Annotated in this window: 10 protein-coding genes; 8 read left to right on the forward strand and 2 right to left on the reverse strand. The window is 38.6% G+C overall.

Annotated elements, in window-relative coordinates; all coding sequences use genetic code 11:
* Positions 1 to 7: 7 nt before the first annotated feature.
* A complete protein-coding gene (locus MLE14_RS04565; protein WP_279326774.1) occupies positions 8 to 2,296 on the forward strand; it encodes a DNA internalization-related competence protein ComEC/Rec2 in 2,289 nt (762 codons plus the stop codon).
* Positions 2,297 to 2,376: 80 nt separating this feature from the next.
* Here MLE14_RS04565 and MLE14_RS04570 read toward each other — a convergent pair whose 3' ends face one another.
* Positions 2,377 to 2,511: a YqzM family protein gene (locus tag MLE14_RS04570; protein ID WP_243297153.1), complete on the reverse strand. Its 135-nt coding sequence runs from the start codon at positions 2,509 to 2,511 to the stop codon at positions 2,377 to 2,379.
* 339 nt (positions 2,512 to 2,850) lie between these two features.
* Here MLE14_RS04570 and holA point away from each other — a divergent pair, with 339 nt between their 5' ends.
* Complete coding sequence (holA, locus tag MLE14_RS04575) at positions 2,851 to 3,996, forward strand: DNA polymerase III subunit delta (RefSeq protein WP_243297154.1); 1,146 nt, start codon at positions 2,851 to 2,853, stop codon at positions 3,994 to 3,996.
* A gap of 10 nt (positions 3,997 to 4,006) precedes the next feature.
* On the opposite strand, the gene rpsT is transcribed toward holA, so the two are convergent.
* Complete coding sequence (gene rpsT, locus MLE14_RS04580) at positions 4,007 to 4,273, reverse strand: 30S ribosomal protein S20 (RefSeq protein WP_243297155.1); 267 nt, start codon at positions 4,271 to 4,273, stop codon at positions 4,007 to 4,009.
* Positions 4,274 to 4,528: 255 nt separating this feature from the next.
* Between rpsT and gpr the strand changes: the two genes are divergently transcribed.
* The 6 genes from gpr to hrcA all read left to right on the forward strand — a co-directional run bounded on the left by gpr (position 4,529) and on the right by hrcA (position 12,139).
* The gene (gene gpr / locus MLE14_RS04585; protein WP_243297156.1) at positions 4,529 to 5,650 is read left to right on the forward strand and encodes a GPR endopeptidase; all 1,122 of its coding nucleotides are present in this window, start codon (positions 4,529 to 4,531) and stop codon (positions 5,648 to 5,650) included.
* 88 nt (positions 5,651 to 5,738) lie between these two features.
* Positions 5,739 to 6,941 carry a stage II sporulation protein P gene (spoIIP, locus tag MLE14_RS04590; protein WP_243297157.1) on the forward strand — a complete coding sequence of 401 codons (1,203 nt, stop codon included), beginning with the start codon at positions 5,739 to 5,741 and terminating at the stop codon, positions 6,939 to 6,941.
* Between the two features lie 47 nt (positions 6,942 to 6,988).
* On the forward strand, positions 6,989 to 7,336 hold the full coding sequence (locus MLE14_RS04595; protein ID WP_243297158.1) for a YqxA family protein: 348 nt from the start codon (positions 6,989 to 6,991) through the stop codon (positions 7,334 to 7,336).
* Between the two features lie 632 nt (positions 7,337 to 7,968).
* The gene (gene lepA / locus MLE14_RS04600) at positions 7,969 to 9,807 is read left to right on the forward strand and encodes a translation elongation factor 4 (RefSeq protein WP_243297159.1); all 1,839 of its coding nucleotides are present in this window, start codon (positions 7,969 to 7,971) and stop codon (positions 9,805 to 9,807) included.
* A gap of 74 nt (positions 9,808 to 9,881) precedes the next feature.
* Positions 9,882 to 11,021, forward strand: coding sequence for a radical SAM family heme chaperone HemW (hemW, locus tag MLE14_RS04605; RefSeq protein ID WP_243297160.1), 1,140 nt, complete (start codon positions 9,882 to 9,884; stop codon positions 11,019 to 11,021).
* An 86-nt stretch (positions 11,022 to 11,107) separates the two neighbouring features.
* Positions 11,108 to 12,139, forward strand: coding sequence for a heat-inducible transcriptional repressor HrcA (hrcA, locus tag MLE14_RS04610; RefSeq protein ID WP_243297161.1), 1,032 nt, complete (start codon positions 11,108 to 11,110; stop codon positions 12,137 to 12,139).
* Positions 12,140 to 12,288: the final 149 nt, after the last annotated feature.

The following is a 12,288-nucleotide window of genomic DNA, read 5'->3' on the forward strand; positions in this document are numbered from 1 at the left end:
TACACTGATGAGCTTGCGTAATTGGTTTATTTTTGGAGGCTGTGCCATCACTGCCATTCATTTGGTTCATAGTGAACAGGCATGGATTTTATGGTTCCTCTCCATTTTTTTAGGAATCATAACGATGCATTATAAACTTATGAGACAATATGGATTGCTGATGATGGCAAGTTTATTCTTCTTTTCATTTATTGCTCAATCGGAAATGGAACCTTTATCTAACTGGGAAAATGGTGAAAAAGTTCAACTAACGGTTCGATTCACTGATTTTTTAAAAGACAATGGAGATACGCAATCCTCAATCGTAACAACTGAAAATGGAGAAAAGCTCCTTTTTCGATCTTCTATATTGGAAGACCGATTAGAACAATTTATTGAGCCGGGGATTGTGTGTCAATTTGCGGGCTTAATCGAAGAGCCTGCCCGTGCATCTAATTTTAATGCCTTTAACTACCGTAATTATCTTCATTCACAAGAGGTCTTTTGGATATTTGAGGCACAATCATTTCAGAAAAGCGATTGTATGCCTAATCCTGTTACGCTCTCCTTTACTTCGCTTCAGTATCTTCAAGAATGGATGATCAAACAATTAAAACAGTCTCTGCCTTCCCCTACCAAAGAAATTGTCCTGGCTCTTGTTTTAGGTAACCGTATTGAAATGGATTCTGAAGTAAAAGACGCCTATGAAAAATTGGGAATTGTCCATTTGCTGGCTATTTCAGGATTAAATATTGGTCTTATAACAGCAGTGCTTTTTGGAATTTTCATTCGAGCGGGATTGACACGTGAGGGATCAACCACTCTGCTTTTAACGGTCTTACCAATTTATGCAGTTCTTGCCGGGGCATCTCCCTCAGTCGTAAGAGCAGTATTTATGGCTTGGATTGTTCTTCTTTGCTACCTGTTTAAGGTACGGCTATCCATTATACACGTTTTTTTTATTAGTTTTACAGTGATTCTTATCTTCCAGCCATTTTCGATTTATGCTGTAGGTTTTCAGCTCTCCTATGGTGTTACATTAAGCCTTCTTTTATCAATTCGCCATATTTTAGCTTTACAAATTACTCCGTGGAAAGCTTCATTGGCTGTTTCGTTCGTATCCTCCTTATCCTCATTGCCCTTCCTTTTATATCACTTTTTTTCCTTTTCCCCATACAGTATTCTGCTGAATCTCTTATATGTTCCTCTTTTTTCCCTGATCCTTTTGCCTTTAAGCTGGATCCTAGCTCTGCTGGTGTTAGCTGCAGGCAGTGCACCTGCTTTTTTAGTTACAATTTCAAACCATTTGATCACAGCTGCAGATGAAATTGCTCTTTTCATGATGGATATCCCTTATACCTCTATCATTTTGGGCCGTCCTTCTTTAATTCAAATAGTAATTATTATAATGGGGTTCCTTCTCGTATTTATTTTAATGGAGGCAAGGAAAGGAAAATGGTTTATGTATTTTCCGATTTTTACTCTTATATGTTTTGATCTGATATTGCCTAAGCCTAGTGGAGAAATTACAGCCATAAATGTAGGACAAGGAGATGCGATACTGATTAACCTTCCTTACAACGCAGGAACATATTTAATTGATTCAGGCAGATCTGACGAAAATCAAATGAAAGCTGAGGAGTCAAAGTATATTGCTGCTGAGACGGTGATCATCCCTTATTTACATTCGCTGGGGATTACTGAAATTGATAAGTTTCTCATCACTCATGGTGATAACGATCATGCAGGTGGTGCGCTTACTTTAATGGAAGACCTAAAAATCAATGAAGTAGTCATCGGAAAAAAATCAGCGAACTCTGATTTAGAAATTGAAATTGTGGGTAATGCAAAAAAGGCAGACATTCCAATCAAGGTAGTTCAAAAAGGAGATTATTGGAAAACAGGAAATGGACACTACGTCATCCTTGCTCCAGAAGGGACAGAGACAAATGAAAATGACAGTTCAATTGTGCTTCATGCCACAATTGGTCAAGAATCATTCCTGTTTACTGGGGATATCTCGATTGAAAAGGAAGAAAGATTGGTGAGATTATTTCCAAACTTGAAAGCGGATTATTTGAAGGTGGGTCATCATGGCAGTCAAACGTCTACAGGTATTGCTTTCTTAAAAGCAGTCAGCCCAAACATGGCCATCATATCAGTCGGGAAAAACAATTGGTATGGACATCCGCACCAAGAAGTTTTAAAAAATCTTAAAAAACAGGATATCCAATTGTTTAGGACCGATCAAAATGGGGCTATTCAATATAAGCTCAACCTTTTTTCAAATGGAACCATTAAAACCGTTTTGCCATAGAATAATATGTGATGATGGATCAGTAAAACGAAAAAGAGACTACTTGGCGTAGTCTCTTAAAGGGCTTTTTCAAAAATTCATTATCTTCCCAAAACCTCAATTACAGTAGCAATAATGAACATGGTTGCAAAGAAACCGAATGAAACAACAAAACCTACAATTGAATCTGTAAAATCATTACGTTTGCTTTGGACATCTTTTTCAAACTGATTCACTTACTACCCCTCCTATTTCCATTTAAGTATAAAATAATGCTTTGTAAAAATCTAGCCTTTCTGCCTAAATTACCAATTCGACTTAAGGACTCATTTCTAAATATGACAAGAGTTTACACAAATACTTTAGTCGTGAAGGGTCAAACTACAAGTACAAAGGGATCCCGCCAATGAAGAAGGGTCCTAGGTCTTTTTCATTGGCGTTTAAATAAAGGGGAATTGGCGCTTAAGGGATAGCCAATTCCTTTTGTTTTTTTTATAGGCTATGTTAAATTCGGTTGTTGATATTTACAAATCCGCTCTCTTTCCGCTGCCTCACACGTGTCGTGAGGTGGTTCGATGCTGGCACAGTACGTGCCGTTTTTGATCGAACTTTCTTTCTCCCTTTTTTCCTTGCATAAAGCCATACATTCTCTTACCATAAAAGAAAAAGGATTGGATAGATGCATTGTGGATGTGTGGAAGCAAATTAAAAAAAAGCAATTCGCTCCTATTTATTTAATATGCGGTACAGATACATATATTATGAATAAAACGAAACAATTACTCATAAAAAATTCTCTTGATGAGGATACCATGGATTTTAATTTATCCCATTATGATATGGAAGAAGCTCCGCTTGAAAGTGCAATTGACGATGCCCAAACTCTGCCTTTTATTGGAGAAAGAAGGATTATTTTAATAGACAAGCCCTTTTTTTTAACGTCTGAAAAGAAATTAAGCGCACCTGAACACAATGTGGATAAGCTTGAAGAGTATTTACAGACTCCAAATCCTAGTTCCATTCTAGTAATTTTGGCACCTTATGAAAAATTGGATGATCGGAAAAAAATAACGAAATCACTTAAAAAGCATGCCGTTGTTGTCGAGGCTAAGCCTGTATCTGGCAATCAGCTTGAACAATGGGTGAAAGAGCAGTTAGATCAGTATGGCTTGCATTTAAACCAGGATGCGTTTGAAAGGCTTTTGCAATTAGGCGGCAATCAAGCGTGGATGTTAAATCAAGAGGTTGAAAAATTAGCGCTTTATGCAGGTGATCAAAAGTCTGTAACCGCTGAAGAGGTCGAATTATTAGTTGCTAAATCATTAGAAAATAATATTTTTTCATTTGTGGATAAAGTAGTTCGGAAAGATACGAAACAAAGCTTTGCGATTTTACATGATTTATTAAAACAAAATGAAGAGCCAATTAAAATAATTGCTTTGCTTGCCTCTCAATTTAGGGTGATTTACCAGGCGAAGGCATATGCTCAAAAAGGCTATGGACAAAAGCAGATTGCCTCGATTTTAGGTGCAGCCCCCTTTCGGATTCAAATCGCCCTAAAACAAAGTCAATTATTTAAGCAGGAAGAACTCTATTCAATCATGCAGGCATTTGCGCAGGCGGATTATCAAATGAAAACTGGAAAAATGGATAAAGAACTGATTCTTGAGCTCCTGCTCTTACAAATTCATCAGATCAGAAACAAAAAAACAGCGCTGTAAAAGGCGCTGTTTATGCGTTTAGAGAATTAATTTGCTTTGCTAGACGAGATTTTTTGCGAGCTGCAGCATTTTTGTGGATTAAACCTTTTGTTGCGGCTTTATCAAGCTCTTTTGTTGCATTAACAACAGAAGCTTTTGCTGCTTCAACGTCTTTATTAGCAATCGCTGCTTCAGCCTTTTTAACGGCTGTACGCATTGCAGATTTTTGCGCTGCGTTTTGAGCGTTACGTACATTTGTTGTTTTAACACGCTTAATAGCTGATTTAATATTTGGCATGCTAGTCACCTCCTAATCGGATTCGGAGTTGTATCAAACTCTGTTTCAGTTACCGATTTTTAAATAAGAACAAGTGATATTCTAACAAAGCCATTATTTAATTGCAATAGTTTCCTTCAAGTTCACTCTAGTTTGTCCTGTATAAAATGAAAATCGACCTGCAGAAATGGAATTTGAAGGAATCTTCGTATGAAGTTTCCGTCAAAGGGCGAACCTAGAAAATGAGAATCTGGGAACTTAAGGAGTGAATATTGAATGGAACAGCAATCGATAGACCTTTCTAAATATGCGGTGAGAACAGACCTTGCCGTAGAAGCAAGACAGATGGTTGTCGAACAGCAAAATAAAGAGCAAAAGGAAGCACTTTCTGAACTGGAAGGAGTTCAAATAAAAGAAAGACAAGAAGATGGCATCAAAATTACAGAAGTCATCGTTTCTGAAGCAGGCGAACAGACAATTGGAAAAAAGAGGGGCCGATACTTAACCGTGGAAGCGCAAGGAATCAGGCAGCAAGATACGGTTTTGCAGCAGCGCGTAGAAGAAGTGCTTGCCCGAGAATTCAGCGCCTTCCTTTCGGATAAAGGGATTTCTAAGGATGCTTCATGTCTTGTAGTCGGTTTAGGGAACTGGAATGTCACACCAGATGCACTAGGTCCTTTAGTTTGTGAAAATATGTTTATTACAAGACATTTATTTGAGCTGCAGCCCGAGTCTGTGGATGAAGGATACCGCCCCGTAAGCGCGTTAGCACCAGGAGTTATGGGATTAACAGGAATTGAGACAAGCGATATTATCTATGGAGTGGTTAATAAAACAAAGCCTGATTTTGTGATAGCGATTGATTCGCTGGCATCCCGTTCAATTGAACGTGTAAATGCTACGATCCAAATTTCAGATACGGGAATCCATCCTGGTTCAGGGGTAGGAAATAAGCGAAAAGAACTGAGCCAAGAAACGCTAGGAATACCAGTGATTTCTGTCGGTGTTCCAACCGTAGTTGACGCTGTGACCATTACAAGTGACACAATTGACTTTATTTTGAAGCATTTTGGCAGAGAAATTAAAGAACAAGGTAAACCATCCAAAGCGCTAACTCCAGCGGGAATGACGTTTGGAGAAAAAAGAGTCTATACGGAAGAAGATCTCCCAGGCGAGGAACAACGGAAATCATTCCTCGGACTGGTTGGAACATTAGAAGAAAATGAAAAACGACAATTAATATCTGAAGTATTGGCTCCAATCGGCCATAATTTAATGGTGACACCTAAAGAAGTGGATGTGTTTATTGAAGATACGGCAAATCTAGTAGCTAACGCACTAAATGCCGCCCTTCATGAGGCTATAGATCAAAGCGATGCAGGATTTAAAACGAAATAATTTGGAGGACAATCTGGACGATAAGGTTCTATCTTCTCTATTAAATTCATAAAGTAGGAATAAGTTTTTAGAAGAAAGGAGAACGAGAGTGAAACCTTATCGTCGTCAAAGTCCATTTATAACTATTGAGGGGATCCATATTGTAAAAGCCGTTGGAATATTTATATCAGTGATGTTTCTTCTTTTTTCTGTAAGTGGAATCATTACGAAGTTAAATGATTCTTTCCGTTTATCTTCGTTAAATGTTCATAATGCTGTGGCTGAACTTGATATCGAAATGCTTTATGCAATTATGGGGACGGAAAATCGCTATTTTTTAGAAGGGCTGCCAAAGAATGAGCAAAAAATTTCACTGGCCAAACCTCTTTTAGCAATGGCTACGAATATTGAGTTTGATGATCCTACAAGTTTTTTGGGAAGAGAGCTTCCGGGCTTATATGCTTTTCATCAGAAAGTGATTGCTCCAAGGGATGGCAGTGATTATACGGATATGCCCATTGAATCAACACCGCCTATTAAAAAAATTGAAAAAGATGTGCCTGTCAAAAATACGGAAGATATCGACCCGGCACCTGCAGATGAAGACACAGCCCCGCCTCCAGAGCAATCGACTGGGGAAAAAGACGTGGTTTATATATATTTCACCCATAACCGTGAATCCTTTTTGCCTCATTTAGAAGGAGTCACCGATCCGGATCTTGCCCAGCATTCGGAAGTGAATGTAACAAAGGTAGGGGACCGTCTCAAGGAAGAGCTTGAGCAAAGAGGCATTGGGACAGCAGTAGATAAAACAGATTTTATCGGAAAGATCATCAATGATGGCTTGGATTATAGCGTTGCGTACGATTTGTCCCGGCCAGTGGTTCAAGATGCATTAGCAGCTAACCGAGATGTAAGTTATGTAATGGATATTCATAGGGATTCACAACCGAGAGAAAAAACTACAATCGAAATAAATGGGAAGTCCTATGCAAAAATCATGTTTGTATATGGCAGGGAAAATCCGGATTTTGAAAAAAATAAAAAAATCGCAGAAGATCTTCACAAAAGACTTAACGAAGCCTATCCGGGTATAAGCAGAAAAGTTGTCTCAAAGGCAGGAACCGGGGTGGATGGTGTATACAATCAAGACTTACATGGAAATGCTTTATTAATAGAAATTGGCGGATACGAAAATAACTTTGAAGAGCTTTACAATACCGCAGAAGCTTTTGCTGAAGTTTTTAGCGAATATTATTGGCAGGCAGAAGCTGTCAATGCCGATGAGGAAACGGATAAAACGCAGCAATAGTCCAAAGAGATGAAAGGGAATTTAGCTGATTTAAAGGAGTTCTGGGCATGAAAAGATTTATTTTAAAGGTTATAACCCTCACATTTATCCTGTTTTTTGGAGTTTTGATAGGGATGCAATATGCCAATGAAGGCATGGTAAAAATGCGGGGTTATCAAGATCCTAGTTTTCAGGAACCTGTATCGATCGAAGAAGCAGCTTCTGGTGAGGTAGAAGCATCCTTTTTAGGGAATAATCTTTCTTCTCATGATCTTGAAGCTAAGCAGAAACAGCTCGAGGAAGTTAAAACCTTTAATCTCTTTTCTCAGATCGGAAAAAGTCTCGCCCAATTTATAACTGGTTTTATTCAGGGGATACTGTCTGTTTTAGGAGGTATACTAAGTTTAATCACTTAATCTGGCGTTTCATTTTTGAAACGCTTTTCTTTTTGGCACGCCTTCGCACTCAGACCGCTTGGTACTGCCAAGTTTTCTTTATACTTTAAGATAAATTGGCAGCATGGATGTTATTCGACGCAGCGGCCAATTTAAGGAATAAAGTATAAGTGCAACTAGGCTATTACCTGCGCCTTACGGCTTGGTACTAGCCAAGTTTTCTTTATACTTTAAGATAAATTGGCAGCATGGATGTTATTCGACGCAGCGGCCAATTTAAGGAATAAAGTATAAGTGCAACTAGGCTATTACCTGCGCCTTACGGCTTGGTACTAGCCAAGTTTTCTTTATACTTTAAGATAAATTGGCAGCATGGATGTTATTCGACGCAGCGGCCAATTTAAGGAATAAAGTATAAGTGCAACTAGGCTATTACCTGCGCCTTACGGCTTGGTACTAGCCAAGTTTTCTTTATACTATTAGATAAATTGGCAGCGAAGAAGGTTAGTCGACGCAGTAGCCAATTTTAGGTATAAGTATAAGTGCAACTAGGCTATTACCTGCGCCTTACGGCTTGGTACTAGCCAAGTTTTCTTTACGCTGATATAATGAAGATTAGTGTATTTTGCGGTAATTTAGTAGGAGTGAACCGAATGAATAACGAAGACAGACGCAGAAGGCAAGAGCGAATCCGTAATTTTTCCATTATCGCTCATATTGACCATGGAAAATCAACTCTTGCAGACAGAATACTAGAAAAAACTAATGCATTAACAGCACGTGAAATGAAGGATCAGCTTCTCGATTCGATGGACCTTGAGAGAGAGCGGGGCATTACGATTAAATTAAATGCTGTTCAATTAAAATATAAAGCTAAAGATGGCGAGGACTATATTTTTCACCTGATTGATACACCGGGACATGTCGATTTTACGTACGAAGTTTCCCGAAGCTTAGCTGCATGTGAAGGCGCTATTCTGGTTGTTGATGCAGCACAAGGAATTGAAGCACAAACCTTAGCAAATGTCTATTTGGCTTTAGATAATGACCTTGAGATTTTACCTGTTATTAATAAAATCGACCTGCCAAGTGCTGAACCTGAACGAGTTCGTCAAGAAATTGAAGATGTGATTGGACTGGATGCATCTGATGCTGTTTTAGCATCTGCCAAAGCGGGAATCGGGATTGAAGAGATTCTAGAACAAATTGTTGAAAAAATACCTGCACCACAAGGCGACCCGGAAGGTCCGCTTAAGGCGTTAATTTTTGATTCCTTATATGACCCATATCGGGGAGTGGTAACTTATATTCGTGTGATGGATGGAACCGTAAAGCCAGGGGATAAAATTAAAATGATGGCGACCGGTGCAGAGTTCGAAGTTACGGAAGTGGGAGTATTCAACCCGAAGGCTACTCTATGTGACGAGTTGACGGTTGGGGATGTCGGATTCTTAACGGCTGCCATTAAAAATGTCAGTGATACACGGGTTGGGGATACGATTACAAACGCAAAAAATGGCGCAACTGAACCGCTTCCAGGGTATCGAAAATTAAATCCAATGGTATTTTGCGGTCTTTATCCAATCGATTCAGCTAAATTTAACGATTTGCGTGAAGCGTTAGAGAAGCTAGAATTAAACGATTCATCTCTGCAATTTGAACCTGAAACGTCCCAAGCGCTTGGCTTTGGATTCCGATGCGGATTTTTAGGTCTGCTTCATATGGAAATTATTCAGGAACGAATTGAAAGGGAATTTAAAATCGACCTGATTACAACTGCGCCTAGTGTTATTTACAATGTTTTCATGACCGATGGTTCCGAGGTGAGGGTCGACAATCCGTCTAATATGCCAGATCCGCAAAAAATTGACCGGATTGAAGAACCATATGTTAAAGCAACCATAATGGTCCCTAATGATTATGTTGGGGCTGTTATGGAGATTTGCCAGGAAAAACGCGGTATTTTTGTGGATATGCAGTATTTAGATGAAAACCGTGTCAGTATTATATATGAAATCCCTCTATCAGAAATTGTTTATGATTTCTTTGATCAGTTAAAATCTTCAACAAAGGGATATGCATCGTTTGACTATGAATTAATCGGCTATAAGGCATCAAAGCTTGTTAAAATGGATATCCTGCTTAATGGAGAAAGAGTAGATGCGTTAAGTTTTATTGTCCATAGAGATTCTGCCTATGATCGAGGCAAGGTAATTGTTGAAAAGTTAAAAGAGCTTATTCCGCGTCAGCAATTTGAAGTGCCGGTTCAGGCCGCGGTCGGACAGAAAATCATTGCCCGATCAACCATTAAAGCAATGAGAAAAAACGTGCTTGCCAAGTGTTACGGCGGGGATATTTCAAGAAAACGGAAATTATTAGAGAAGCAAAAAGAAGGAAAAAAGCGGATGAAACAAGTAGGATCGGTCGAGGTTCCGCAAGAAGCGTTTATGGCCGTGTTAAAAATGGACGATACACAGTCAAAGAACAAGTAATTCTGAAAATGGGGGTGGATGACATAAGTCCAGCCTCTTTTTCTATCCAGCCCATTTATGGAGGTGTCATCATTATGGTCCAGTCAGCGTATATCCACATCCCATTTTGTCACCAAATTTGTCATTATTGTGATTTTAATAAATTTTTTATCGAAAACCAGCCGGTAGAAGCCTATTTATCAAGCTTAGCGGGCGAAATCGATCTGACTTTAAAAATGTACCCAGTTTCCCAGCCGCTTAAGACAATCTATGTAGGTGGCGGAACCCCAACTTCTTTAAGTGTCACTCAGCTATCGATTTTACTTGAAACGATTCAGAAACGTTTACCTTTAGCTGAGTCGGGAGAATTCACTTTCGAAGCGAACCCTGAAGATTTAACAGAAGAGAAACTATCGATTCTAAAAAACTATGGAGTCAATCGTTTAAGCATAGGGGTACAAACGTTTGATGATGAAGTATTAGAAGCTATTGGGAGGACCCACCGAACCGATGAAGTTCTAAAAGGTATCGAGCTTGCCAGACACATTGGTTTTGAGAATATGAGCATCGATTTAATGTATGCACTGCCAAAACAAACATTAGAAAGTGTAAAAAAATCTTTAGATATTGCATTAGGACTTAAGATTCCGCATTTATCGCTTTATTCGTTAATTGTGGAGCCAAAAACGGTTTTTTATAATTTAATGAGAAAAGGGAAGCTAAAACTCCCAAGTCAGGATACAGAAGCCGATATGTACGATTATATAATTGAGGCATTAAACCAAAACCAATATATTCAGTATGAAATCAGCAATTTTGCATTAGAAGGGTATGACAGTAAACATAATATTACCTACTGGGATAATGAAGAATATTACGGTTTTGGCGCAGGGGCCCATAGCTACATTGCCGGGGTCAGAAGAGGGAACATCGGGCCGCTTAAAAAATACATGTCCTTCATTAAAGAAGGAAATCTTCCAGCCATTGAAGAGAATAAGCTAAGTATAAAGGAACAGATTGAAGAGCAATTATTTTTAGGATTAAGAAAAACAGCCGGAGTCAGTTTAGCCGTGTTTGAGCAAAAATTCGGCGATTCATTATTATCGATTTATACCGATGAAATAAGGGAATTAACTGAAAAGGACTTAATTGAAATTTCTGATGGATTTATCAGGCTGACAAAAAAGGGAAGGTTCCTGGGGAATGAAGTTTTCCAAGCATTCATTCTCGATTAAATCCATTGACATCTAAGGCTTCATTTGATAATTTAAAGTATAGATTTAGCACTCGGTAGTGATGAGTGCTAATAGAGGTGATGTGCATGCTTACTGAACGTCAATTATTAATTTTACAGGTGATTATTGATGACTTTATTCGTTCTGCACAGCCTGTCGGGTCACGTTCTTTATCGAAAAAGGAGGAAATTTCCTTTAGCTCAGCTACGATAAGGAATGAAATGGCTGACCTGGAAGAGCTAGGTTTCATTGAGAAAACTCACACCTCTTCCGGAAGGGTTCCATCCGAGAAAGGATACCGATATTACGTTGACCATTTACTTTCGCCAAATCGAATTACCGTGGAGGATATGTCAACGCTAAGGTCCATTTTTGCAGATCGAATTTTTGAACTTGAAAAGGTTATTCAAAAGTCGGCACAGATTATTTCGGACTTAACTGACTATACATCCATTGCATTAGGTCCGGAATTTAAAGAACATAAGCTTAAAAAGCTTGAAATTGTTCCTATAAATCAGGAAACTGCGGTGGCCATTATCATAACTGATACAGGTCACGTTGAGAACCGATTATTTCATCTGCCTTCTTCTGTTAAAAATACAGAAATAGAGAAACTGATGAATATTTTAAATGACAAGCTACAAGGTGTCCCTCTTTATGACCTGCGTAATAAATTTTTTAAAGAAGTATCCATTGTATTAAAAAGTCATATCGAGAACTTCAAAGAGATTTTGACACAGATGGGGGATACGTTAAACGTATCTTTACATGACAAACTGTTCTTTAGCGGAAAAACGAAGATTTTAAATCAGCCGGAATTCCACGATGTTGAAACGTTTAAGTCTTTAATGTCAGTGATCGAAAACCCAGACGAAAGGCTTTACCATCTAATGAGGAAAAATCCATCTGGAATTCATGTGAAAATTGGGCGTGAAATCAATACGTCCGCTATGGAAAACTGTTCACTCGTTACTGCAACCTATACAGTGGGAGAGGAGCCAATAGGAACGATTGCTGTTTTGGGGCCAAAACGAATGGATTATTCACGGGTCATTACATTACTGAACTATTTAGGAAATGACTTGACATCCGTTTTAACAAAACTGTATCATTCCTAAACTGCAAGGGTATTTTTTAGGGGAGAGCGAGTGTCATTAATTTCTCGCTCTTCATTATGGACTTTTTTTGGCATTTGATTTCCAATCCATGCTGGAAGTACCCTGATTCTTACATATCTCGAGGAGGTGAATACCGTTGGAGCATAAAA

The sequence above is a fragment of the Bacillus litorisediminis genome, assembly GCF_022808645.1.
In the GTDB taxonomy this organism is placed as follows: domain Bacteria; phylum Bacillota; class Bacilli; order Bacillales; family JC228; genus Bacillus_BF; species Bacillus_BF litorisediminis.

What these genes read in the sequence shown, in the direction of transcription:
- MLE14_RS04595 (WP_243297158.1), top strand. Translation starts at nt 6,989, where the DNA reads ATGAAAAGATTTATTTTAAAGGTTATAACCCTCACATTTATCCTGTTT.
- holA (WP_243297154.1), top strand. Translation starts at nt 2,851, where the DNA reads ATGCTGGCACAGTACGTGCCGTTTTTGATCGAACTTTCTTTCTCCCTT.
- hrcA (WP_243297161.1), top strand. Translation starts at nt 11,108, where the DNA reads ATGCTTACTGAACGTCAATTATTAATTTTACAGGTGATTATTGATGAC.
- MLE14_RS04565 (WP_279326774.1), top strand. Translation starts at nt 8, where the DNA reads ATGAGCTTGCGTAATTGGTTTATTTTTGGAGGCTGTGCCATCACTGCC.
- lepA (WP_243297159.1), top strand. Translation starts at nt 7,969, where the DNA reads ATGAATAACGAAGACAGACGCAGAAGGCAAGAGCGAATCCGTAATTTT.
- rpsT (WP_243297155.1), bottom strand. Translation starts at nt 4,273, where the DNA reads ATGCCAAATATTAAATCAGCTATTAAGCGTGTTAAAACAACAAATGTA.
- hemW (WP_243297160.1), top strand. Translation starts at nt 9,882, where the DNA reads ATGGTCCAGTCAGCGTATATCCACATCCCATTTTGTCACCAAATTTGT.
- gpr (WP_243297156.1), top strand. Translation starts at nt 4,529, where the DNA reads ATGGAACAGCAATCGATAGACCTTTCTAAATATGCGGTGAGAACAGAC.